The sequence below is a fragment of the Aquabacterium fontiphilum genome (genome assembly GCF_009909205.1).
GTDB lineage: Bacteria > Pseudomonadota > Gammaproteobacteria > Burkholderiales > Burkholderiaceae_C > Aquabacterium > Aquabacterium fontiphilum.
On sequence record NZ_JAAAPN010000001.1, the window covers coordinates 350814 to 375487 of the forward strand.

Sequence of the window (24674 nt, forward strand, 5' to 3'; positions counted from 1 at the left end):
CCCAGCAGGAGCGCATTCATGCATGCGGCGTCGTTGAACCATGTGTATCGTCTGGTGTGGTCGGAGCGTCTGATGGGATGGGTGCCCGTGCCTGAGCGCGCTTCTGCGCGTGGCAAGGCCGGTCGCGGGGGCGCACGCGCGCGGGCAGCGGCGGTTGCCCTCGGGGTGCTGGGGCTGCTGGCGAGCGTTGAGGCAGGGGCAAACGGCTTGCCATCTGGCGGGCAGATCGTGCAGGGCTCGGGCAGCATCGGTGTGGTGGGCAACACCATGACGGTCACGCAAGACACCGCCAGGATGGTGGCCAACTGGCAGGGCTTCAACATCGGCGCTGGCCAGACAGTGCGCTTTGTTCAGCCCTCTGCCAGTGCGGTGGCGCTCAACCGCGTCCTGGGCGGCGACGTGTCGGTGATCCAGGGCGCCTTGCGGGCCAACGGCCAGGTGTTCCTCCTCAACCCCAACGGCGTGCTGTTCAGCCCGACCGCGCAGGTCGACACCGCCGGGCTGCTGGCGTCGACACTGGCCATGTCCGATACAGACTTCATGGCGGCGCGCCATCGCCTGCAGGGCGACAGCACGGCGGCCGTGGTCAACGAAGGCCAGATCCAGGTGCGCCAGCAAGGCGGCCTTGCATTGGTGGCCGCGACCGTGCGCAACGTGGGCACGCTGCAGGCTGACGGCGGCTTTGTCGGGCTGGCTTCGGGGCAGGACGTGACCGTCGATTTCGGTGGCGCGGTCAAGCTGCAGGTGCACCAGGGTGCCATTGACTCATTGATCGAGAACGGGGGCGCTGTGCGCGCCGATGGTGGCCGCATCTTCTTCACCGCCAAAGCGGCAGATGAACTCAGTCGCTCGGTCATCAACCAGACCGGGGTGGTGCGCGCCCGCACGCTCGCCTCCGGCGCGCAGGGCGAGATCCTGTTGATCGGCGACATGGTTCATGGCGAGCTGAACGCTGGCGGTACGCTGGACGCGAGTGCGCCCGTCGGGGGCGCTGGCGGGTTCATCGAAACCTCTGCTGCCCACGTCACGACGCTCGACGGCCTGACGGTGACCGCGCAGGCTGCTTCCGGCATGGGTGGCAAGTGGCTGATCGATCCGTTCGATTACGTGATCAACGCCACGGCGGCGGCCAACATCGTGGCGGCGCTGAACACGGGCACCAGCGTCACGGTGACCACCCAGACGAGCCAGGCGGCCTATGGCGGTGGCGCGTCGGGATCGGGGGACATCACGGTGGCCAGCGCCATCAACAAGACCGCTGGCGGCAACGCCACGCTTGAGCTGCTGGCCGACCGCAACATCATCGTCAACAGCGCCATCAGCTCCACATCGGGCACCCTTGGCATCACCCTGAGCGCAGCCAACAACACGGCGAGCAACCTTGGTGGCGTGGCGGTCAATGCCAACCTGACCTCCAACGGCGGGCGGATTCTGATCGGTGGCGCCGGCGGTAACCAGACGACGGCGCAAAGCTATGGCATTGGCTACGCGCTCAACAGCTCCAGCACCTCGGCTGCCGTTCAGATCGGCACCAACGTGGCCATACGCTCGGGCGGTGCGCACATCACGATCAACGGGCGCTCCGGGGCGACCGGTAGCGGCACCTACAGCGGCACGCGCGGCGGCATTTACGTGCTGTCCGGTGCCACGGTGGACACCGGCGGCGGCAACCTCTACATGAGCGGGCACAGCACCGCGCATGACAAGGTTTTCGGCTTCGGGCTCGAGGCCAACTCGGGCACCACCACGACGTTCCGCACGGCGTCTTCGGGCGGCGGCATCGTCGTGGATGCCCGCAACAGCCAGGATCCGCTGGGCTCGCTGGGCCTCACAAACAACGGCAGTCAGGCCCGCATCCAGTTCTGGGCCCCCAGTGTGGCGCACTTCCTGTTCCGTCTGAATGGGTCGAACCAGGCTGCGGTGTTCACGCGCAACCCGCCATGCAATGCCAACTACCCCAACTGCGGCACGATGGTGATTCCGGGTGGCAATCAGAGCTACACCTCGGCCGGGTACAACGCAGTCAACATGGCCATGAAGCCGCTGTACATCTTCACCGGCAGTGGCAGCCGCGTGTATGACGGTACGACGGCGGCCACAGGCTTGACTTACACCCATCTGGGCGGGCCGACCGGCTTCGCGGTCAACGACCTGGGCACCCTGACGTTTGCAACGCCGACCAAGCACGTGGGAAGCTACACCGCGCTGACACCCGGCGCGGGCAACCTGGGTACGTACACCAGCGGCGGAACGGACTACGCAGTGGCGTACTTCAACGAAGGCGTCTACTCGATCACGCCGCGGACCATCAGCGCCTTCACGGCCAGCAACAAGGTGTATGACGGTACGACGGCTGCCAACATCACCAGCACGGACATCGTCTCGGGCGATGCCGTGACCGTGAATGCGACCGGCGGGTTTGCCAGCGCGGGCGTGGGCAACGGCATCAGCGTGAATGTCTCCGCGGTGGCACTGTCCGGCGCGGATGCGGGCAACTACACGGTTGCAGCAAGCGGCGCGATCTCGGCGACCGCCAACATCACGCCTGCCCCGTTGACCGTCAGGGCCCTCAGCCTGACCAAGACGTACGACGGCCTGGTGTTCAGCGGCGGAAACGGCGTGGAGTACATCGGCTTCGTGAACGGGGAGGATGACGCGGTCCTGACGGGCACATTGAATTACGGCGGCACCAGTCAGGGCGCGGTGAATGCTGGCTCTTACACCATCACGGCAGGTGGCCTGAGTGCGGCCAACTACGCGCTCACGTTCGCCGACGGCACGCTGAAGATCCAGCCGGCCATGCTCAGTGTGATCGCGGGCGAACTCGTTGGCACGGTCAGCAAAGTCTACGACGGTACCAATGTGGCCACGTTGCTGCCCTCGCATTACCGCCTGACTGGCTGGGTCGGCGAGGATGGCGCGACTGTGACCAAAACGGTCGGGAGCTACGATAACGCGCATGCCGGTAGCAGCAAGACCGTGACGGTCAGCCTCAGCGAGAGCGATTTCACTGCTTTGGGCGCCACCATCCTGGCCAACTACGAGTTGCCCACGACCGTCAGCGGCAACGTTGGCGTGATCACGCCGGCCACGCTGACGCTCACGGCTGCGGCAACACACAAGACCTACGACGGCACCGACACCGCCTTTGGCAGCATCGGCATCGTGGGCCTGCAGGGCAGCGACACCGTGAGTGACGTGGTTCAGCGCTTTGCCGACGGTCAGGCAGGCAGTGGCAAGACGGTGAGCATCTCCGGCTACACGGTGAACGACGGCAACAGCGGTGGCAACTACACCGTCCAGCTCGTTGGCAACGCGGGAGGCCACATCGGGCGCGCCGCCGCCACGGTCAGCGCAGCCGGGCGCAGCGTGACCTACAACGGCGCGACACAAAGCCTGCTGACGCCCACGCTCAGCGGCTTCCTGTCGGGTGACGACATCGTCGTCAGCGGCCTGGCTACGGGACGCAATGCGGGCAGCTACACATCTGTGTTGAGCGTGACCGGCAGCGCCGCTGAGAACTACGACGTGACCTTCACCAACGCGGTGCTGCAGATTCTTCCGGCCACCTTGACGCTGACGGCCAGCGCAGCGTCCAAGACCTACAACGGCTCCGATGCAGCCAGCGGATCCATCGGCATCGTGGGCCTGCAGGGCAGCGACACCGTGAGTGACGTGGTTCAGCGCTTTGCCGACGGTCAGGCAGGCAGTGGCAAGATGGTGAGCATCTCCGGCTACACAGTGAACGACGGCAACAACGGTGGCAACTACACCGTCCAGCTCGTTGGCAACACGGGAGGCCACATCGGGCGTGCCGCCGCCACGGTCAGCGCAGCCGGGCGTAGCGTGACCTATAACGGCGCGACACAAAGCCTGCTGACGCCCACGCTCAGCGGCTTCCTGTCGGGTGACGACATCGTCGTCAGCGGCCTGGCTACGGGACGCAATGCGGGCAGCTACACGTCGGCATTCAGCGTCGGAGGGGCCTCAGCGGTCAACTACGACGTGACCTTCACCAACGCGGTGCTGCAGATCTTGCCGGCGACCTTGACGCTGGCGGTGGCGCCGGTCTCGCGTCCGGCTGGCACTGCCAATCCCCCGTTTCAGGCCACGGTGAGCGGATTCGTCGGTGATGACACGCTGGCTTCCGCGACCACGGGGAGCCTGCGGTTTACCACGACCGCCGGCGCAGCCTCGCAGCCCGGCAGCTACGGTGTCGTTGTGGACGGGCTGACCGCCCTGTACGGCAACTATGTCATGGCGCAAGCGGCCGGCAATGCGGAGGCCTTGACCGTGAGTGCCGCGCTGCCGACGGCCGAGCGCTTCATGCCGAGGGCAGCTGCCGTTCCCAATTTCCCGGACAACGCGGTGCCTGCGCTGGGCGCTGGCGGACAGGTCGGAAATGGCGGCAACCTCAACTACGTCAGCGTGAGTTCCATTGGTGCTGCCATGCCGGTTCTGGGCAACACGGCCGATACGGCCGGCCCTGGCGTCGGCAGTGGCAACGCTGTGGTACCAGTGGCAAGCTCGTCGTCGGGCGGCGCACCTGCGCGCGCGTCGGGCGAAGAGCGCGGCGTGGCCCGCGCCGCACGTCCTGGTGTGGCGGGTACGCGTGTGCCGAGCGCCAACGGACCGCTGGACATCTTTGTGGTCGACGGTGGCATCAACGCAGACATGCGCTGATGCGCATCACGCCCCCCTTCAGACAAACTAGGCAGGAACACACGTGAAATCCTCTTCCATTCGGCGCGGTGTCGCGCAAGTTGGTGTGTTGGCAGGGCTGGCTTCGGCGCTCGGCGTGGCCTCTGCAGCGGAGCTGCAAGGCCCGACCGCACCCCAACCACAGCGCTCTGATCCAGCGGCTCTTCCGAAACCGGCCGAACGGCCGACGTTGCCATCGGCCGAGCAGGACGGCCCTCGCGTGAGAGTCACACACCTGTCGCTGGAGGGATGCCAGGCCATCGCTTGCGATGCGGTGCTGGCGGCGGTGTCGCCGTTGCCATCGGAGCCCCTGGGCATGGCCGGCATCGAGTCGCTGGCCCAGCGCGTCGCCGAGGTGTACCGGCGCGCAGGCTACCCGTTCGTTCAGGTGGTGGCGCCGCCCCAGACCGTCGAGGGTGGACGCTTGCGGCTTCGCATCATCGAAGGCGTGCTGGGGCGCGCCGCTGTGCAGGGGCCAGACCCGCTGGTGCCGCAGGCCCAGGCGTTTCTCGACAGCGGCATGCCCGTCGGACAGATCATCCGCGAGCGCGAGCTGGAGCGCACCATGCTGCTGATGGACGATCAGCCTGGGTTTCGTGTGCGCCCGACCATCCGTCCCGGTGCGCGTGCCGGTGAAGGCGACCTGGATGTCGAGGTGACGCGGCAGAACCGGGTCTCGGGCGAGATCGGGCTGGACAACATCGGTAGCCGCAGCACGGGTCGGCATCGGCTGCGGGCCGCGGTGTCCGCCAACAGCCCATTTCGTTTTGGCGACCGACTCGCGCTCAACGTGATGACGACCGACGAGCAACTGTGGCTCGGCTCGCTCGATTACGACACGCCGCTGGGCGCCACCGGCTGGCGCGGGCTGGCGGGTGTGGCCCGCACCAGTTACCAGCTCGGTGGGGCCTTTGCGGTGCTGGGTGCCAAGGGCTATGCGGACACGGTCACGCTCAAGGGCAGTTACGCCGTGCTGCGCTCGCAGCGCAGCAACGTTCAGACCTCGCTGGCCTGGGTACACAAGCGGTTGGAAGACCGCTACGAGCGCATCGGTTTCGAGCGCAACAAGACCAGCGACCAGCTGCAGCTGTCGGCCCAGTTCGATCACCGCGACAACTGGCTGGGTGGTGGCGTCAGCTACGGACAGATCAGCCTGACCGGCGGGCACCTGAAGCTTGACGATGACGCCAGAATGGTCGATGCGGCGACGGCCCGCACCGACGGAGGCTTCACCAAGGCCAATCTGGACATCGCCCGCATCCAGCGGGTGATCGGGCCGGTGTCGGCCTACCTGCGGGTATCGGCGCAGTGGGCGTCGGCCAACCTTGATTCGTCCGAGAAGTACGGGATTGGTGGCTTCTTGGGCGTGCGAGCCTACCCGATGGGGGAAGGCACTGGCGACCGCGGCTGGTTGTCGCAGGCCGAGTTGCGTTGGAGCCTGGGGCAGGCCACGGCCTTTGCCTTCGCCGATGCCGGTCGGATGCGGATCAATGCCGACCCTTGGGCGGGCTCGGGCGCGACCCACCGAGGGCTGGCCGGTGCTGGTCTGGGCGTGCGCTGGGGGGCGGAGGGCTGGAACGTCGAGAGCACACTGGCCAGCCGCGTGCGCGGCGGCAAGCCGCAGGCCGAGTCGGTGGATGAGCCGGTGCGCTGGTTCGTGACCGTCAGCCGTCGCTTCGAGTGAGCGCGACGGCCCGCGGGTGAGACCGCGTTCAGATCGCGAAGTCGTAATCCACTGTCAGTGGCGCATGGTCGCTGAACCAGGTGTCCTTGTAGATGCTGGCGGCGCGGGCGGTCGCGGCGAGCGCCGGCGTGGCCAGGTGGTAGTCGATGCGCCAGCCCACGTTCTTGGCACGCGCCTGGCCCCGGTTGCTCCACCATGTGTAGCAGGCGTCGGTGGTGTCGGGGTGCAGCGTGCGGTAGACGTCGACCAGGCCTGCGCCGCCGGCCGGGTCAAGCAGCGAGGTCATCCACGCGCGTTCCTCCGGCAGAAAACCGGAGTTCTTCAGGTTGCCCTTCCAGTTCTTCAGATCGGCTTCCTTGTGGGCGATGTTGACGTCGCCCACCAGGATGAACTCGCGCTCGGCACGCAGCCGCGCGAGATGTGGCGCGATCATGTCCAGAAAACGGTACTTGGCCGCCTGGCGTTCATCGCCGCTGGAGCCGCTCGGGAAGTAGCAGCTGATCAGCGAGAGCTTGCGCCCGGGCTTGTCGAAGCGCAGCTCGACCCAGCGGCCCTCGGCGTCGAACTGCGTGGTCACGTCGTGCGTGCCCAGGCCGATCAGCACATCTGATGGCTCATGGCGCGTGTAGATGCCCACGCCCGAGTAGCCTTTCTTCTCGGCATGGTGAAAATGGCCCTGCATGCCCGCAATCGTGCGGAGTGCCGGCGGCATGTCGTCGGCGTGAACCTTGAGTTCCTGCACGCCCATACAATCGGCCGACAGGGTTTCGGCCCACGGCACGAGGCCCTTGTTGGCAGCTGAACGGATGCCATTGACGTTGAGCGACACCAGACGAAACACGAGACACCATCCATCATGAGCAACACCCCCTCCAACGACACGCTGGCCCAGGATTTCGTGGCCTTTGCGGTGCAGTCCAAGGTGCTGCGGTTCGGGGAATTCAAGACCAAGGCAGGACGGTTGTCACCGTACTTCTTCAATGCCGGCTTGTTCGATGACGGCGCCAAGCTCGGCCGTCTGGCTGAATTCTATGCACGCCGGCTGATCGATTCGGGCGTGCAGTTCGACATGCTGTTCGGCCCGGCCTATAAGGGCATCACGCTGGCGGCGGCCGTGGCCATCGAGCTGGCTCGTCTGGGGCACAACAAGCCCTTCGCCTACAACCGCAAGGAAGCCAAGGACCACGGCGAAGGTGGCACGCTGGTGGGTGCTCCCGTGCAGGGGCGGGTGCTCATCATTGACGACGTGATTTCGGCGGGCACCTCGGTACGCGAGTCGCTGGCGCTGATTGCCCAGGCCGGCGCCACCCCGGCCGGCGTGGCCATCGCGCTGGATCGTCAGGAAAAAGCCACGGCCAACGGTCAGGACAGCCCCCTGAGTGCGGTGCAGCAGGTGGAACAGCAGCACGGTTTGCCCGTGATTTCGGTCGCCACCCTGTCGGATTTGTTGCACTATTTGTCTGTTCAGTCCGATCCGGAACTGTCTGCGTTTTTGCAGCCCGTGTCGGCCTATCGGACGCGCTACGGCGTCTGAAAAGGGGGGTGGCATCGGGCCACCCGAGGTAGTCACCAGCAGGAGATCCGTGGCATGAAGCGTGGCGCAAGCCGCTGGGCAGCAAAGCAACGGCAGGCCGCCGCAGGCGCGCTGGCCGGCTCACTGGCGGCCGCGCTGTGTGCCGTGGTGAGCATGCCCGCGATGGCCGCGCAGCCCACGGGCATCTATTCCTGCGTGGACGCGCAGGGCCGGCGCCACACCTCTGACCGCCCGATTCCCGAATGCCTCGACCGCGAACAGCGCGTGCTCAACCGCGATGGCTCGCAGCGGCAGGTCGTGCCCCCACGCATGACGCCCGAGCAGCGTGCAGCCTACGAGGAGCAACGGCGGCAGCAGGCGCTGGCGGAAGCCGCGCGCAAGGATGCCATTCGCCGCGACCGCAACCTGATTCACCGTTATCCGGATGAGGCTACGCATACCCGTGCGCGCGCCAATGCGCTGGAAGATGCGCAAAAGCTGATTGCTGCAGCTGAGCGCCAGCTGGCCGATCTGGCCAAGGAGCGTCGTGGGCTGGATGCAGAAACCGAGTTTTACAAGGGCCGCAATCTGCCGCCGCGCCTGCGCGCCCAGATCGATGCCAACGATGCGCAGCAGCAGGCCCAGCGCGATGTGGTTCAGGCCCAGCGCAACGAGGTGGCTCGCATCAATGGCCTGTACGACGCCGAGCTGGCGCGACTGAAACGGCTGTGGGCTGGCGCCGCCCCCGGCAGCCTCGACAGCGAACCGGCTGACCGTTGACTGCCAGCCGCGCCGTGCGGGCTCAGAGCAGCCCGCTGGCCCGGAGGGTGTACAGCAAGGTGGCCACGGCCACGGCCAGCACCGACCACCATGTCCACTGACGCGGCGAGGGCGCGTGCTCGGCAGGGTGGGGGCTTGTCACCTGCGCCAGGCGCTGCAGCGCACGCTCGCGGTGCAGCATGAACACGGGCAGGGCCACGCTGAAGGCCACCAGCAGCGAGCCCAGAAAGTACCAGGGCAGACCGCGCATGCGCAGGCGTCTGGCTTCGCCGATCATCCACGGCCAGACCACCAGGAACACGAAAAACACATCCATCGTGATGAAGCGGCTGGCCGGATTGGCCAGCGTGTCCTGCCAGAACTGGACGTTGCCCTGCAACAGCCCCAGTGCGGCGTAGGAAGGCAGCTGCGAGGCGGTGCCGGCCAGGGCGGCCAGTGCGATGAGCGCATAGGCCGCGCAGCGGGCCCGGGTGGTGTCCATCATGTTGAAGCGATCGGGTTGGGGTCTGAACCGTCGGCAGCGGCAGCGGCAGCGGCAGCGGTGGCAGGGGCAGGGGCAGACTGGCGTTCGCGCAAGGCGCTGGGCGTCAGGCCCCTGGCACGCTTGAAAGCCCGCGAGAAGGCGGTGGCGTCTGAGAAACCTGCCGCCTCGGCAATCTGCGCAATGGTCTTGCCGGTCTCCAGCAACAGCATCTGGGCGTACTCGATGCAGACCTCGGCGCGCAGTTGCGGCAGTGTCGTGCCTTCATCTTGCAGGCGGCGGCTGAGCGTCCGCGCGGACAGCGCCATGCCGTGCGCCACCTCCTCGGCGCTGGGCACCTGACGGCGCAGCAGGCCGGCGCGCAGGCGCTCCTTGACCTCGCGCGTGACGGGCCTCACGTCGAGTCGTGATCGACGCTGCTGCTCCAGCGTGGCTTTCATCATCAGGTGCGACGCCTTGCTTGGTGCGATCAGCGGAATGGCCAGGGCGCTACGCGGCAGCACCAGCTTGTTGTGCCGCGCGCCGAAATGGAAACGTCCCGGAAAAGCCGCTTCGTACTGGCGGACATCGCCCAGCGGCGCATGACGGAGGTGGACCGACGCGCCGAGCACCGGCTCCTTCAGAAAAGGCAGGACCTTGGTCGGGGCCAGCACCACGGTCTCGGTGAAGAAATCCTGCACGTCGCCAAAGTCGACCAGGGGCTCGACGATGAGGTGCACTTCGTCGCCCACATCCTCGCGGCGCAAGGAGAAGGCGGGCATGACCAGCGGCGCGTAGCGGATGGCACCCTGGAGCGCTTCCCCCAGGTTGGCCGAGGTGATGGCCAGCATGCCCACAGGCCCGTGCACGGTCAGGGGAAAGTGCGCCATGAAGGCCACGATGGGCGGCGGCCCGTAAGGCGCGCTGGCGAGAAAATGGGCCAGCGAGCGCTTCATGTGCACACCGTCCATGGTGTGCCATGGCATGAAAGGCCGTGGCAGGTCGATACCCCATTCGCGATAGAGCCGGTCGATGTCCTGCCCCAGCTCCCGGGCGAGCGCCTCGCCGATTTCCAGGTACTGGATGGGGAAGGTGAGCGAGCGAAGGACGCGGTCTGGGGCGGACATGGGCGCGCAGCAGGGTCAGCGGGCCAGTTTAGCGTGGGTGGCCTGGCTGTGGATGGCGCACAGAAAGGCGCCGATCAACAGCATCCACTGCCCATAGGCGGCGAGCCGGAAGGCGTGCCCGGTCTGGATGTACTGCGCCTCGATGGGCCACAGGGCGATGGCAGGCATGATCCAGAACAGGCTGGGTGTGGCCACCAGCCCGGCGATGACGAACCAAGACCATTCGCGCGCCCAGGCCGGTCGTTGGCGCCACAGCGCCCCGCCCATGAGCAGCGAGAACAGCAGCACGATGGCGCCGCCGAACACGTGCAGCGCGCCGCCATGCAGGGTGGCGAAGCTGGGCATGCCCAGTTGCAGGCCCCACTGCACCAGAGCCAGGCCCGCGAGGGCGCCACCGGTGGCGAGCAGGCCGCCGGCCGGGCGCCTGCCAGACCACAGCCAGGCTGCCGCGGCCCTCAGTCCCAGCAGCGTGCCGGTCACAAACAGGCCCTGCGTCCATGGATGGGCGTGCATCACCTGCTGGTCGAGGGCCAACACACCGGCCGGGATCAGCCGCTGGGCGTCGTGGGCGCCTGCCAGTCCGTCGCCCAGCGCGAGTTGCTGCACCGTCGTCACGCCGGCCCACAGCACCACCGGGATCATGCCCACCGCCAGCCAACGCCCAAGCCGGGCATGCCACTGAAAGGGGGCGGCCACACGCGCCACGGTGTGGGCCGGGCGCTCGGCCTGCAGCAGGCGGTTCAGGGTGAACAGCGCGTAGCCAATCATCACGCACAGCGGCACGAGGACGGCCGTCACGGCGTAGTTGCCTTCCAGTTGGCGCAACTCGGGTGCGGCGGCACCAAAGGCCAGCCAGCCGTAGCGCTGGATCGGCGCGGTCAGCAACATGCCGTAGTTCAGTGCCATCCACGCCTGGTGCTGGGCGATGCGCTTGCGGGCCATCGCGTAGATGGCCATCCACAGGCTCACGGTGACGCCGATGGCCAGGCCCCACAGGCCGACGTAGAACGTCAGCTGGTCGTAGATCAGGTGCACGGGTGTCCTCACGAGGAACACCATGGCTGCGATCATCGCGCCTTGCGCCGCCAGGATGTAGACGAGGCCAAAGGCGCGGTGCCACAGCGGGAAGCGCCGCCGGAAGGCGGGCCAGAACTGCAGGGCACCAAACAGCATCGTGACGCCACCGAGCACGTTGTGCACGGACAGCGTGATGCCGACACTGCGCGGCATGGTGGCGTAATGGATCAGGGGCTCGCTCAGCCCGTTGCTGCCGAAAGCGTAGGTGGGCGAACTGATGGCCGCCAGCAGTGCCAGCATGATGCTGGAATGGCTGGCCACCTCGGAGGTGGGGCCCAGGGATTGGCCGGCGTCCGCTGCGTCGCGCATCTGCATGCGTTGCTGCGCGATCTGCTCGTTGCCGGCTGCGCGGTAGTTCACGATGCCGGCGTCAATGGCGGCCAGGCCGTATAGCAGCATGCCAATCGCACCCAGCAAGGCGAGGCCGCGCAGCAGCCAGGTGCGCCACTCGGGCGCCACCGAGAGGGGCCCAGAGAGCGGCTCAGAGAGCGGCTCAGATGGCACCGCGGGCAGCACGGCGCGGCGAGGGGTGTGGGCGACGACGGTGTGGCGCATGGCGTTCGAAGCGGCTGACGCAGATCACGCCATGCTGCCGGCGGACGCCTGACTTGGGTGGCCATGACCTTGCTCCAGCCGCCATGCACTCCGCTTGTGTGGCTGCCCGTGTCAGCCGCTTCGGCGCAATCAGCGCACCGCAGCAAGGATCTCGGTCAGCGTGGACAAGGTGGCGGGTTTGGTCAGGTGGTGGTCAAAGCCGGAGGCCAGCGCGCGTGCCTTGTCCTGCGCCTGGCCCCAGCCCGACAGGGCGATCAGCATGGGTACACGAGGCAGGGACGAACGCAGCCGGCCTGCCAGCTCATAGCCGGACACATCGGGCAAACCGATGTCCAGTATCACAGCGTCGAACTGGACCTCGGTGGCGGCCTTCCATGCGTCTTGACCGCAGTGGGCCTGCTGTACACGGTGACCGATGAGCCCGAGCAGTTCCGAGAGGGACTGCGCGGCGTCGACGTTGTCGTCCACGACCAGCACCCTCAGGCTGGCCTGCGGGGTGGAGGCCACCAATGTCGGCACGGGCGAGGGCGCGTTGTCAGCGTGAGCCAGCGGCAGACAAACAGTGAAGGTGCTGCCCAAGCCCGGTCCGGCGCTGTGAGCAGTCACGTGTCCCCCGTGCAGCGTCACCAGCTGGCGCACCAACGCCAGCCCGATGCCGAGTCCGGAGTTGCCCGCCAGCCCGCTGCGCTGCTCCTGCGTGAACCAGTCGAAGATGGTCTCCAGCATGGCTGGCGAGATCCCCCGCCCGGTGTCATGCACCGCCACGGTGGCGGCTGTGCCGTCGCAGGTGAGCGCCACGGTCACGCGACCGCCTTCCGGTGTGAACTTCACAGCGTTGTGCAGCAGGTTGCCGATCACCTGGGTCAGGCGTGTCAGGTCCCCCTCGACTGTCACGGGCTGACCGCCTGGGGCGACACTCAGCTGCACACCGCGCGCCTCGGCGACTGGCTGCACGGCATCCACGGCTCCAGCAATGGCGTCGCGCAGATCCAGCGGCGCACGTTGCAGATGGACGGCACCCAGGCTGATGCGCGAGACGTCCAGCAGGTCGTCCACCAGACGGGACAGGGTGCGTGCCTGTCTCAGAATGGTGTGGCAGCGTTGAGCCACATCGTCGGTGCATGGTGCGCGTTGCGCCAACCACTCCGCTGAGGTGAGGATGGGGGCCAGCGGGTTGCGCAGTTCATGTGCCAGCACCGCCAGAAAAGCGTCCTTTTGCCGGTCGGCATTGCGCAATGCGGCTTCGTGGGCGACACGCTCGCTGATGTCGATCTGGGCGGTGACCGCACCCATCACGTGGCCAGCCGCGTCGTAGACCGGTGCGGACGACAGGAGCAGGACCCGTCTCACGCCCGGCTGGTCGAAGGGCTGGATCTCGATCATGTCATCCTGGCAGACCTCACCTCGCAGGGCGCGGGCCATCGGCCATTCATGGGCTTGCACGCGTTGCCCGTGGCGAGCCGAGCCGTCGGCCCACCAGCCTTGCCACTGGTCGTAGTCTTCCACCGACTCGCTGGCGGGCGGGTCGCCCCATACCTGAGCGAGCGCGCGGTTGGCCCGGATCAGCCGCCCCTGCGGGTCGGCCACCGCGATGCCGGCTGGCACGGCCTCCAGCGTGGTGTCCAGCAGGCGCCGCTCGCGTTCGTGCTGCTGTGCCACCTCCTGCGCGCGCGCTTCGCTGAGGCGCAAGGCGTCGAGCGCGGCGACGCGGCTGGTGATGTCCACGCCGCTGGCGATGAGGTGGGTGATGCGCCCCCCTTCATCGAGCAGCGGCGCGATCTGAAAGTCTATGGTGATGAGCTGATCGTGGGCCATGCGCACGGGCGCGTCATACCGCACCGTGGTGCCCTCGCCGGCCTGGGTGATGGCGGCGCGCAGCTGGGCCGCGACAGTCGCATCGTGTGTCCACCAGTGGCAGTCCCAGAACCAGCGCCCGATCACATCGGTACGCGCGATGCCTGCCAGTGTCAGCGGGGCATCATTGGCCTCCAGCAGGCGGCCTTGGGTGTCCAGCACGCCGACAAAGGCGAACAGCCGGTCCATGACGTGGCGCAAGTGGCGCTCGCCGGCATCGGCCGCTTCCCGTTGCGCCTCGGCGGCCTGTCGCATGGCCACCTCGCGGTCATGCGCGGCGACCCGCTCGCGCGCATGCTGCAGCGCCAGCGCGACTGTGTCGATCTCGTGGATGCGGAAGCTTTGCGGCGCGGCGGGCGTACCGATCGCGGCGGCCTGCAGCGCGCTGAGCCCCTGGGTGATCTGCCGGGCCAGGCGCAATGCCACGGCCGCGCCCAGCGCCGTGGCGCCCAGCGCCAAGCTGCCCCAGGCCAGCGCGGCTTGCCACGCCAGGGCCTCGATCTGCGCAGCGGACCGCATGACACTGACGGTGAACGCCCCGCCCGCCGCCGTCACGCTGGCGATCAGCATGCGATCGCCGCCGAGCGCAACCGTTTCGTGTACGGCCGGTGCCGCCTTCAGCGCGGACAGTGGGATCGGGTCGGCGAGCTGCCAGCGGCTGCCGGCGCTGTGCGCCACGACGCGGCCGCTGCGGTCGGTGATCAGCACGTCACCGCCTGGGCCCAGGTCGGCATGCGCCACCAGCGCCTGCAGGCGCTGGGGGGGAAAGGACAGGGCAAGCACCACGCGCTGGCCATCGTCTCGGCTCACCGGCAAGGCGATCGACAGATACGGCTGCCGTACCCGGGCGCCGTAGAACAGCCCGCTGTACTGCACCGAGTCGGTCTGCATTGCGCGGCGCGTGAGCCCCTGCGAGCTGAACGGCAGGCGGCGCCCGTTCCAGACGACTTCGCTTTCGGCGCGCTCGAGCGCCCACAGGTTGGGCAGCGGGGTGCCGCGTGGCACCCCGGTGTTGACTTGCACTTCCCCGGTCGCATCGGTCACGGTGATCAGGGCTGCAGGCCAGTCTGATACCGCCCGTTGGGCGAAAACGTGAAAACTGGCCCAGTTTCCCGCCCGCAATGCGCTGCTGGCCGACGCGGCACGCAGTCGGCCTTCGGCTCCGCCCAGCTCCCGGTCGACGCCGTCTGCCAGCAGCTGCGCTTCGCTGAGCAACCGCATCTGCGCCTGCCCGTGGTCGGCCCGCCATTGCTGGGTGAGCAGCAAGACGGTGCCGATCAGAACCGGTCCGAGCGCCGCAGCCAACAGGCCGAACAGCGTGCGCCGGATCGTCACTCCCTTGTGTGTGTGTGCCATGTTCGCGCTCGCGCGTGGTTCATGGCAGTGTGGCACACGATGCGAGCTGACTCAGCCGGTGAGCTTCTTCTTGAGCAGATCGTTGACTGTGGCCGGGTTGGCCTTGCCCTTGGTGGCCTTCATGGCCTGACCCACCAACGCATTGAAGGCCTTCTCCTTGCCGGCGCGGAACTCTTCGACCGACTTGGCGTTGGCCGCCAGGATGTCGTCGAGGATCTTTTCGAGCTCGCCTGTGTCGCTCATCTGCTTGAGGCCCTTGGCCTCGATGACGGTATCCACGCGGGCTTGCGCGTCTCCGTTGCCTTCGCCGCTCCACAGCGCATCGAACACCTGCTTGGCGCCATTGTTCGAGATGGTGCCGTCGCCGATGCGCGAGATCATTGCTGCCAGCAGTTCTGGCGTCACCGGTGATTGCTCGATGGTCTGCTCGGCTGCATTCAGGCGGCGTGACACTTCGCCCATCAGCCAGTTCGACACCAGCTTCGGCTGCTTGCAGGCCTTGGCGGCGGCCTCGAAGAACGCACCGAAGGCCTTCGACTGCGTCATCATGGTCGCGTCGTACTCGGGCAGCCCGTAGTCCTTGACGAAGCGCTCGGCCATCACGCGCGGCAGCTCGGGCATCTCGGCGCGGATGCGCTCGACCCACTCCGGCGCGATCACCAGCGGCGGCAGATCAGGATCGGGGAAGTAGCGGTAGTCGTGCGCGTCTTCCTTGGTGCGCATCGCGCGCGTCTCGCCCGTGTCGGGGTTGAACAGCACCGTGGCCTGCTGGATGGGCAGGCCGTCTTCGATCTGCTCGATTTGCCAGTTGATCTCGAAGTCGGTTGCCTGGACGATGTGCTTGAAGCTGTTGAGGTTCTTGATTTCGCGGCGCGTGCCCAGCGGCGCGCCGGGCTTGCGCACCGACACGTTCACGTCGCAGCGGAACGAGCCTTCCTGCATGTTCCCGTCGCAGATGCCCAGCCACACCACCAGCGTGTGCAGCGCGCGCGCGTACTCGGCCGCCTCGGCGCTGGAGCGCAGGTCGGGCTCGGTCACGATCTCGATGAGCGGCGTGCCTGCGCGGTTGAGGTCGATGCCCGACGACTTCTCGCCATTGAAGCCGATGAAGTCGTCGTGCAGCGACTTGCCAGCGTCTTCCTCGAGGTGGGCGCGCACCAGACGCACGGTGTGGGGCTGGTCACCCACGAAGAAGCTGACGGCGCCACCCTGCACGACGGGGATCTCGTACTGGCTGATCTGGTAGCCCTTGGGCAGGTCGGGGTAGAAGTAGTTCTTGCGCGCGAAGATCGAGCGCGGCGCAATCGTCGAGCCCACGGACAGGCCAAACGCAATGGCGCGCTCGACGGCGCCCTTGTTCATCACCGGCAGCGTGCCGGGCAGGGCCATGTCGACCGGGCAGGCCTGGGTGTTGGGCTCGGCGCCGAAGCGGGTCGAGGCGCCCGAGAAAATCTTCGACTGCGTCGAGAGCTGGACGTGGGTTTCGATGCCGATGACGACCTCGTAGCCCCTGACAAGTTTGCTAGCCATGGAATGTGTCTCGTCGGGTTCGTCAGGCGAGGGTGGCCGGGGCGCGCTGGTGCCAGTCGGTCACCTGCTGGAAGGCCTGTGCCATGTGCAGCAGGCGGGCCTCCTGCCAGTAGTTGCCAATCAGCTGCAGCCCCGCGGGCATGCCGTGCTCGCCGAAGCCGCACGGCACGCTCATGCCCGGCAGGCCGGCCAGCGAGGCAGGCAGCGTGAAGATGTCGGCCAGGTAATCCTGCACCGGGTCGGTGGACGATCCGATGGCGCGCGCGACCGTGGGCGACACCGGGCCGGCGATGACATCGCACACCTGGAAAGCGGCCTGGAAGTCGTCGGCGATCATGCGGCGCAGCTTCTGGGCCTGCAGGTAGTAGGCGTCGTAGTAGCCGTGAGACAGCACATAGGTGCCGATCATGATGCGGCGCTTCACCTCTGGCCCGAAGCCTTCGGCGCGCGTCTTGCGGTACATGTCGTTGAGGTCGCTGTACTTCGCTGCGCGGTGGCCGAACTTGACGCCGTCGTAGCGGCTCAGGTTGGACGAGGCCTCGGCCGGCGCAATGATGTAGTACACGGGGATCGACAGCTCGGTGCGCGGCAGGCTCACATCGACCAGCGTGGCACCCAGCTGCTGCAACTGCCCCAGGGCGGCGCGGGTGGCCGCCAGCACGTCGGCGCTCACGCCCTCACCGAAAAACTCCTTGGGTACCCCGACGCGCAGGCCGGCCAGCGGACGCGCCGCATCGGCCAGATCGGCGGCCAGCTTCAGCGCGGCCAGGTCTTTGCCGATCACGCCAGGCTGGTTGGCGGCCGGGCTGCCGTCGTGCAGCTGCACGGTCTCGGCGCTGGTGGCGTCACGCGGGTCGAAGCCGCTCATGGCGTCGAGCAGCAGCGCGCAGTCTTCCGCTGTGCGGGCCATGGGGCCCGCCTGGTCAAGCGACGAGGCGAAGGCGATCATGCCAAAGCGGGAGCAGCGGCCATAAGTGGGCTTGATGCCGGTGATGCCGCACAGCGCGGCCGGCTGGCGGATCGAGCCGCCGGTGTCGGTACCGGTGGTGCCGGCCACCAGGCGCGCAGCCACGGCCACGGCCGAGCCACCCGACGAGCCGCCCGGAATCCGGCTCGTATCCCAGGGGTTGCGTGCCACGCTGTAAGCCGAATTCTCGTTGGCGCCGCCCATGGCGAACTCGTCGCAGTTGAGCTTGCCCAGGCTGACCACGCCAGCGGCCTGCAGTTGCGCCACCACGGTGGCGTCAAACGGGCTGCGATAACCGGCCAGCATTTTCGAGGCGGCCGTGGTGGGCTGGCCCTGCGTGACGAAGATGTCCTTGTGGGCGATCGGCACGCCGTCGAGTGGGCCCAGGGGCTGCCCTGCGGCGCGGCGCGCGTCCGAGGCCGCGGCGGCGGCCAGGGCGCCGGCCGCGTCCACATGCAGGAAGGCGCCGAGCGCCGCGTGGGCGGCCACGCGGTCCAGCGCGTGCTGGGTCAGGGCCACCGAGGTGGTCTGCCCGCTGGCCAGGGCGGCACCTTGCTGCGCCAGCGTCAGGTCGTGGAGGGCGGCGGCGCTCATTCGATCACCTTCGGAACGAGGAACAGGCCGCCATCGCGGGCCGGGGCGTTGGCCATGTTGGCCTCGCGGGCGTCGCCTTCGGTCACGGCGTCGACGCGCAGGCGCAGCGTCACGTCCTCGATGGCCGACAGGGGGGTGGACAGGGGCTCGACACCGGAGGTGTCGACCGCGCGCATCTTCTCGACGATGGCGAAGAATTCGTTGAGCTGCGTCAGCATGGCGGCCGCCTCGTCGTCGCGCAGTTCAAGGCGCGCGAGCTGGGCGATCCGGCCGACGTCGTCAGAGGTCAGGGCCATGGTTTGTTACTGGGGGGTAAACACGGGTGGCGGAGCCCGGAAAGGGCCAGCCCTTGGGGTATTATCGTAGGTTATCCACAAGGTTCTTTCGCGCGCAGCCGCATGCCTCCGATGGCGTGGCTGCGCGCGCTGTTTCAGGATGGCGTCTGCCACCGCGTCCGAGGGCTTTGATCTGGCATGCCGTTGCGCCATGGCGCACCGCCCCAGCCCCCGCCGTGGCCGAGCCCTTCCACCCGGAGCGCTGCTGCATGTATTCGATGTTTCGCAAATATTTTTCGACCGACCTGGCGATCGACCTGGGCACGGCCAACACGCTGATCTACGTGCGTGACAAGGGCATCGTGCTGGACGAGCCTTCGGTGGTCTCCATCCGCCACGAAGGCGGTCCCAACGGCAAGAAGACCATCCAGGCCGTGGGCGCCGAGGCCAAGGCCATGCTGGGCAAGGTGCCCGGCAACATCGAGGCGATCCGCCCGATGAAGGACGGCGTGATCGCCGATTTCACCGTGACCGAGCAGATGCTCAAGCAGTTCATCAAGATGGTGCATCCGCGCTCGGTGTTGAAGCCGTCGCCCCGTATCATCATCTGCGTGCCCTGCGGCTCCACCCAGGTCGAGCGCCGCGCCATTCGCGAGTCGGCGCTCGGCGCCGGCGCCTCAGAGGTCTACCTGATCGAAGAACCCATGGCCGCCGCCATCGGCGCGGGCCTTCCGGTGTCCGAGGCGTCGGGCTCGATGGTGGTCGACATCGGTGGCGGCACCACCGAGGTCGGCGTGATCTCGCTGGGCGGCATGGTCTACAAGGGCTCCGTCCGCGTGGGTGGTGACAAGTTCGATGAGGCCATCATCAACTACATCCGCCGCAACTACGGCATGCTGATCGGCGAGCCCACGGCCGAGGCCATCAAGAAAGAAATCGGCAGCGCCTTCCCCGGCTCCGAGGTCAAGGAGATGGAAGTCAAGGGCCGCAACCTGTCCGAAGGTGTGCCGCGCAGCTTCACCATCTCGTCCAACGAGATCCTGGAGGCCTTGACCGACCCGCTCAACCAGATCGTCTCGGCCGTGAAGAACGCGCTGGAGCAGACCCCGCCCGAACTGGGCGCCGACATCGCCGAACGCGGCATGATGTTGACCGGCGGTGGCGCGCTGCTGCGCGACCTGGATCGCCTGCTGGCCGAGGAAACCGGCCTGCCCGTGCACGTGGCCGAAGACCCGCTGACCTGTGTGGTGCGCGGTTGCGGCATGGCGCTGGAGCGCATGGACCGCCTGGGCAGCATCTTCACCTCTGAGTGAGGCCTTGATCGGGCCGGTTTGACCACGCAGGCCCTGCCCCCCGACCATGCCGCTGGCCACCCTTGACCGCTCGCCGCCGCCCTTTTTCAAGCAGGGGCCGTCGGCGTTCACGCGGCTGACCTTCTATGCCGCGCTGGCCGTGTTCCTGATGGTGGCCGATGCGCGCTGGGCCATCACCCAGCCGCTGCGCGCTGTGCTGGCGACGCTGCTCCACCCTGTGCAGCAGGGGCTGCTGGCGCCGGCCCGGGGCTACGACACGTTGTCCCATTACGTCCGAGGGCTGGAGGAAGCGAAGGCGGTGCAGCAGCGTGCCGAGCGCGCACTGATGGCCCAGGCCGACAGGGTCATGCGGCTGGAGCAGTTGCAGCACGAAAACGAGCGCTTGCGGGCCTTGCTGGATCTGCGCCCGCGTGCATCCGTGCCCACGCTGGCCGCTGAAGTGCAGTACGACGCGCCAGATCCGTTCAGTCGCAAGGTGGTGATCGACCGCGGCGGCAGCCACGGCGTGCGACCCGGCGCCCCGGTGATCGACGAGCACGGCGTGCTTGGCCAGGTGACGCGCGTGTACCCGCTGTCGTCCGAGGTCACGCTGGTCACGGACAAAGATGCGGCCGTGCCGGTGATCAACCTTCGCACGCAGCAGCGGGGCGTGGCCTTCGGACAGCCCAAGCACCGCGGCATGGAGTTGCGCTTCATGGCTGGCAACGCCGATGTCCAGGCCGGTGACGTGCTGCAGACGTCAGGACTGGACGGAGTCTACCCGCCGGGGCTGCCGGTGGCCCAGGTGACACAAGTGGATCGCCGGGCCGATTCCGCCTTTGCGCGCATCGTGCTCAAGCCATATGCCCATGCCGAGCAGCCGCGCCATGTGCTGTTGTTGCTCACCGTGGAGGGCGCCCCCAATCCGGTGTCGGCCGCATCGGCGGCTTCGGCCGCGGCACCGGCGTCGGGCGTCGCGCCCGCCGCGTCCACGCCGTCGGAGGTGCGCCCATGATGCCCCGCGGCAACGAGCTGCTGCTGCCGGTCAACCCGGTGTTCATCTGGACATCGCTGCTGATGGCGCTCGTCCTCAACCTGATGCCCTGGGGTCAGCTGGCCGGCATGCCGGATTTTCTGGCTGTCGTGCTCGTGTTCTGGAGCGTGCACCAGCCGCGCCGGGTCGGTGTGGGGGCAGCCTTCGTGTTCGGCCTGTTCATGGACGTGCATGAGGGCGCCCTGCTGGGCCAGCACGCGCTGGCCTACACACTGCTGAGCTTCTTTGCCATCACGATTCACCGGCGTGTGCTGTGGTTCAGCGTGTCCTCGCAAGTGGTGCAGATTGCCCCGCTGTTCGTGGCTGCACATGTGGTGTCGCTCATCGTGCGCCTGCTGGCCGGCGGGGTGTTCCCGGGCTGGTGGCTGGTGCTGGCGCCGGTTCTCGAGGCACTGATGTGGCCGCTGGCCACGATGCTGCTGCTTGCGCCACAGCGGCGTCCACCGGTGCGCGACAAGAACCGTCCGCTGTGAGCGGCACGCGCAAGGCTGGCAGCCCATGACCGAGATCCGCAACGTCGAGCAGGAGCTGGGCCGGTTGCGCCTGCGTTTGTGGGTCGCGGCGGGCTTCGTGCTGTTCTGCTTTGGTCTGCTGGTCTTTCGCATGGTCGTGCTGCAGGTCGTCCGCCATGACGACTTCGTGCAGCGCGCCGAGAACAACCGCATTGCGGTGGTGCCCATCGTGCCCAACCGCGGCCTGATCGTGGATCGCCATGGCGTTGTGCTGGCCAACAACTACGCGGCCTACACGCTGGAGATCACGCCGTCGAAGGTCGATGATCTGGAGGCCACGATCGATGCACTGGCCGAGGTGGTCGATATCCAACCTCGCGACCGCCGCCGTTTCAAGCGCCTGCGCGAAGAGTCCAAGAGCTTCGAGTCCATCCCCATCCGCACGCGGCTCAGCGACGCCGAGGTGGCGCGCTTCACCGCGCAGCGCTTCCGTTTCCCCGGGGTGGACATTCAGGCACGCCTGTTCCGCCATTACCCATATGGCGAGACAGCCAGCCACGTGCTGGGCTACATCGGCCGCATCAGCCGTCGCGATGCCGAGGCCATGGAAGACTGGCCCGAAGAAGATCAGGCGAATTACCGCGGCACCGAGTACATCGGCAAGCTGGGCATCGAGCAAGCCTACGAGCGCGAGCTGCATGGCATCACCGGATTTGAGCAGGTCGAGACGAGTGCTGGTGGGCGGGCCGTGCGCAGCCTGCGGTCCAACCCGGCCACGCCGGGCAACACGGTGCACCTGTCGATCGACATCAAGCTGCAGCATCTCATCGAGCGGCTGTACGGCAACCGGCGAGGTGCGCTTGTGGCCATCGATCCGCGCAATGGCGAGGTCCTGGCCTTTGTCAGCAAGCCCACGTTCGACCCCAACCTGTTTGTTGACGGGATCGACCACGAAAGCTGGAAGGCGCTCAACGAGTCGCCCGACAAGCCCTTGCTGAACCGGGCCCTGCGTGGGCTGTATCCTCCCGGATCGACCTACAAGCCCTTCATGGCCCTGGCTGCATTGAACACCGGCAAGCGCGCGGCCAACACCGTGATCATGGACAACGGCACCTTTGTGTTCGGTGGCCATCGCTTTCGCAGCCCGGCCGGCGAGCAGGGCGGGCCGATGGACATGAGTCGCGCCATCATCAAGTCCAGCAACGTCTACTTCTATTCGCTGGCCAACGAGATGGGCGTGGACCTCATCCACGACCAGATGGCCCCGCTGGGATTCGGTCAGCTCACCGGCATCGACCTCAAGGGCGAGTTGCGCGGCATCCTGCCATCGACCACCTGGAAGCGTGAGACCTACCGGCGGCCCGAGCAGAAGCGCTGGTACGCGGGCGAAACCATCTCGCTGGGCATCGGCCAGGGCTACAACAGCTTCACGATGCTGCAGATCGCCAAGGCGCTGGGCACCGTGGTCAACGACGGTCAGCGTTTCCAACCGCGTTTGGTGCGCGAGATCGAGGACATGGTCTCGCGAGAGCGGCATGCGCCGGCGCGCGAACCACTCGTGCCCCTGCCGCTCAAGCCCGAGCACACGCGCTTGATCCGCGAGGCCATGTACCGTGTGACGCAGGAGGGCACATCGACCCGCGTCTTCTGGGGCGCAGCCTACACCAGCGGCGGCAAGACCGGCACGGCGCAGGCCGTGGGCCTGAGGCAGAACGAGCGCTACGTGGCCTCGCGTCTGGAAGAGTACAAGCGCGACCATTCGCTGTACGAAGCCTTTGCACCGGTCGACCGGCCGCAGGTGGCGCTTGCGGTCATTGTCGAGAACGCCGGTTTTGGGGCTGCTGCGGCAGCGCCGATCGCCCGTCGTGTGCTTGACTATCTGTTGCTGGGTGTCTACCCCAGCGAGGAAGACATCTTGGCGGTACAGCAGGGCCGGGCGGCGGCGCCCATCGGCACGCCACGTCGGGTGGCCGACGTGCCGCTGCCGCGTGGTGTCAATGCCTTTGGCGCCGAGGTGGACGGCGAGGTGATCGGCCAGCCGTCCGACCCCGCGCGGCCGCCGGTGCCGCCGTCTGGCGCGTCGGCCGCATCCGTGCCGCTGGCCGCTGCAAGCGCGGTCGTGGTGCCGGTCGCATCCGCACCCGCGGTGCCCAACTCGCCGGCCGCACCGGCACCGCCTGCCCTGCCTGCGCCGTCGGCCCCGGCCACGCGCGACTCTGGAGGCCCGCCATGAGTGTTGCGTTCGACAAGCCCTCCCTGTGGCAGCGCTTGCGCCCGGTGTTCCAGGGTTTTGATCTGCCCTTGGTGGCGGCCATCGTTTTTCTGTCTGCGCTCGCGCTGATCAACATGTACTCGGTCGGCGCAGATCACGGGACGCGCTTCTTCCAGCACGCCCGCAACATCCTGCTGGCGCTTGGGGTGATGTTCGTGGTGGCGCAGGTGCCGCCTCAGCGCATCATGAGCCTGGCGCTGCCGCTGTATGTGGTCGGTGTGGTGCTGTTGCTGGGCGTCGAATTCTTTGGCGTCACGAAGAAAGGGGCCACGCGCTGGCTCAATGTGGGTGTAGTGATCCAGCCGTCGGAGATCATGAAGATCGCGATGCCGCTGATGCTGGCATGGTGGTTCCAGCGTCGTGAGGGCCAGTTGCGGCCACTCGACTTCGGCGTGGCCGCCGGCATTCTGGCGTTACCGGCAGCGTTGATCCTCAAGCAGCCGGATCTCGGCACCACCTTGCTTGTGGTGCTGGCCGGTCTGTATGTGATCTTCTTTGCCGGGCTGAGCTGGCGGCTGATCGTGCCCGTGGTGGCCGTGGGTGCGCTGGGCCTGTCGCTCATCGTGGCTTTCGAGGCCGACATCTGCCAGCCTGAGGTCAACTGGCCCGGCTTGCACACCTATCAGAAGAACCGGGTCTGCACGCTGCTCGACCCCATGTCCGATCCACTGGGCAAGGGCTTCCACATCATCCAGAGCATGATCGCCATTGGCTCGGGCGGGGTCACGGGCAAGGGCTTCATGCAAGGCACCCAGACCCATCTGGAGTTCATCCCCGAGCGCACCACCGACTTCGCCTTTGCCGGCTACGCCGAAGAACACGGCCTGATCGGTGTGCTCGTGCTGATGGTGGGCTTTCTATGGTTGATCTTCCGCGGCCTGCTGATCGCGTGGCAGGCGCCCACGCTGTTCACCCGGCTGCTCGCGGGGGCCATGGCGCTGAACTTCTTCAGCTATGCCTTCGTCAACATGGGCATGGTCAGCGGCATCCTGCCGGTGGTCGGCGTGCCGCTGCCTTTCGTGAGCTACGGCGGCACCGCCATGGTCACGCTGGGTCTGGGCATGGGGGTGCTGATGTCGATTGCGCGCAGCCGCGGCCTGATGCAGCGTTGACCCTGACGAGACGCAAACC

17 protein-coding genes are annotated in these 24674 nt (G+C 67.4%); 9 read left to right on the forward strand and 8 right to left on the reverse strand.

Annotated elements, in window-relative coordinates; genetic code table 11:
- Window positions 1–18: 18 nt before the first annotated feature.
- Together GTZ97_RS01475 and GTZ97_RS01480 are read left to right on the forward strand one after the other, a co-directional pair.
- Complete coding sequence (locus GTZ97_RS01475) at window positions 19–4683, forward strand: beta strand repeat-containing protein (RefSeq protein ID WP_161648721.1); 4665 nt, start codon at window positions 19–21, stop codon at window positions 4681–4683.
- Between the two features lie 238 nt (window positions 4684–4921).
- A complete protein-coding gene (locus GTZ97_RS01480; RefSeq protein ID WP_161648722.1) occupies window positions 4922–6385 on the forward strand; it encodes a ShlB/FhaC/HecB family hemolysin secretion/activation protein in 1464 nt (487 codons plus the stop codon).
- A gap of 28 nt (window positions 6386–6413) precedes the next feature.
- On the opposite strand, the gene GTZ97_RS01485 is transcribed toward GTZ97_RS01480, so the two are convergent.
- Window positions 6414–7226 (reverse strand): exodeoxyribonuclease III, encoded by an 813-nt coding sequence (locus GTZ97_RS01485; RefSeq protein WP_161648723.1) that lies wholly within the window; start codon window positions 7224–7226, stop codon window positions 6414–6416.
- Window positions 7227–7241: 15 nt separating this feature from the next.
- On the opposite strand from GTZ97_RS01485, the gene pyrE reads away from it, so the two are divergent.
- Window positions 7242–7919: an orotate phosphoribosyltransferase gene (pyrE, locus tag GTZ97_RS01490; protein ID WP_161648724.1), complete on the forward strand. Its 678-nt coding sequence runs from the start codon at window positions 7242–7244 to the stop codon at window positions 7917–7919.
- A gap of 54 nt (window positions 7920–7973) precedes the next feature.
- Window positions 7974–8678 carry a DUF4124 domain-containing protein gene (locus GTZ97_RS01495; RefSeq protein WP_161648725.1) on the forward strand — a complete coding sequence of 235 codons (705 nt, stop codon included), beginning with the start codon at window positions 7974–7976 and terminating at the stop codon, window positions 8676–8678.
- A 22-nt stretch (window positions 8679–8700) separates the two neighbouring features.
- On the opposite strand, the gene GTZ97_RS01500 is transcribed toward GTZ97_RS01495, so the two are convergent.
- The 7 genes from GTZ97_RS01500 to gatC form a co-directional block, all read right to left on the reverse strand.
- Complete coding sequence (locus tag GTZ97_RS01500) at window positions 8701–9162, reverse strand: DUF2834 domain-containing protein (protein ID WP_161648726.1); 462 nt, start codon at window positions 9160–9162, stop codon at window positions 8701–8703.
- Window positions 9159–10265, reverse strand: coding sequence for a helix-turn-helix domain-containing protein (locus tag GTZ97_RS01505; RefSeq protein ID WP_161648727.1), 1107 nt, complete (start codon window positions 10263–10265; stop codon window positions 9159–9161). The genes GTZ97_RS01500 and GTZ97_RS01505 overlap by 4 nt, the downstream gene beginning before the upstream one ends.
- 15 nt (window positions 10266–10280) lie before the next feature.
- Window positions 10281–11897 (reverse strand): DUF2306 domain-containing protein, encoded by a 1617-nt coding sequence (locus GTZ97_RS01510; RefSeq protein WP_161648728.1) that lies wholly within the window; start codon window positions 11895–11897, stop codon window positions 10281–10283.
- A 129-nt stretch (window positions 11898–12026) separates the two neighbouring features.
- The gene (locus GTZ97_RS01515) at window positions 12027–15107 is read right to left on the reverse strand and encodes a hybrid sensor histidine kinase/response regulator (protein WP_161648729.1); all 3081 of its coding nucleotides are present in this window, start codon (window positions 15105–15107) and stop codon (window positions 12027–12029) included.
- Between the two features lie 51 nt (window positions 15108–15158).
- Window positions 15159–16637 carry an Asp-tRNA(Asn)/Glu-tRNA(Gln) amidotransferase subunit GatB gene (gatB, locus tag GTZ97_RS01520; RefSeq protein WP_161648730.1) on the reverse strand — a complete coding sequence of 493 codons (1479 nt, stop codon included), beginning with the start codon at window positions 16635–16637 and terminating at the stop codon, window positions 15159–15161.
- Between the two features lie 22 nt (window positions 16638–16659).
- Entirely contained in the window at window positions 16660–18198 is a 1539-nt protein-coding gene (gene gatA / locus GTZ97_RS01525) for an Asp-tRNA(Asn)/Glu-tRNA(Gln) amidotransferase subunit GatA (RefSeq protein WP_161648731.1), read from the reverse strand.
- Window positions 18195–18494: an Asp-tRNA(Asn)/Glu-tRNA(Gln) amidotransferase subunit GatC gene (gene gatC / locus GTZ97_RS01530; protein ID WP_161648732.1), complete on the reverse strand. Its 300-nt coding sequence runs from the start codon at window positions 18492–18494 to the stop codon at window positions 18195–18197. The genes gatA and gatC overlap by 4 nt, the downstream gene beginning before the upstream one ends.
- 248 nt (window positions 18495–18742) lie before the next feature.
- On the opposite strand from gatC, the gene GTZ97_RS01535 reads away from it, so the two are divergent.
- The 5 genes from GTZ97_RS01535 to rodA are packed head-to-tail and all read left to right on the forward strand — an operon-like array spanning window position 18743 to window position 24655.
- Window positions 18743–19786, forward strand: coding sequence for a rod shape-determining protein (locus GTZ97_RS01535; protein ID WP_161648733.1), 1044 nt, complete (start codon window positions 18743–18745; stop codon window positions 19784–19786).
- Between the two features lie 46 nt (window positions 19787–19832).
- The gene (gene mreC, locus GTZ97_RS01540) at window positions 19833–20780 is read left to right on the forward strand and encodes a rod shape-determining protein MreC (protein ID WP_161648734.1); all 948 of its coding nucleotides are present in this window, start codon (window positions 19833–19835) and stop codon (window positions 20778–20780) included.
- Window positions 20777–21292 carry a rod shape-determining protein MreD gene (mreD, locus tag GTZ97_RS01545; protein WP_161648735.1) on the forward strand — a complete coding sequence of 172 codons (516 nt, stop codon included), beginning with the start codon at window positions 20777–20779 and terminating at the stop codon, window positions 21290–21292. Before mreC ends, mreD begins: the two co-directional genes overlap by 4 nt.
- A gap of 25 nt (window positions 21293–21317) precedes the next feature.
- Window positions 21318–23504 carry a penicillin-binding protein 2 gene (gene mrdA / locus GTZ97_RS01550; RefSeq protein ID WP_161648736.1) on the forward strand — a complete coding sequence of 729 codons (2187 nt, stop codon included), beginning with the start codon at window positions 21318–21320 and terminating at the stop codon, window positions 23502–23504.
- On the forward strand, window positions 23501–24655 hold the full coding sequence (gene rodA / locus GTZ97_RS01555) for a rod shape-determining protein RodA (RefSeq protein WP_161648737.1): 1155 nt from the start codon (window positions 23501–23503) through the stop codon (window positions 24653–24655). Before mrdA ends, rodA begins: the two co-directional genes overlap by 4 nt.
- Window positions 24656–24674: the final 19 nt, after the last annotated feature.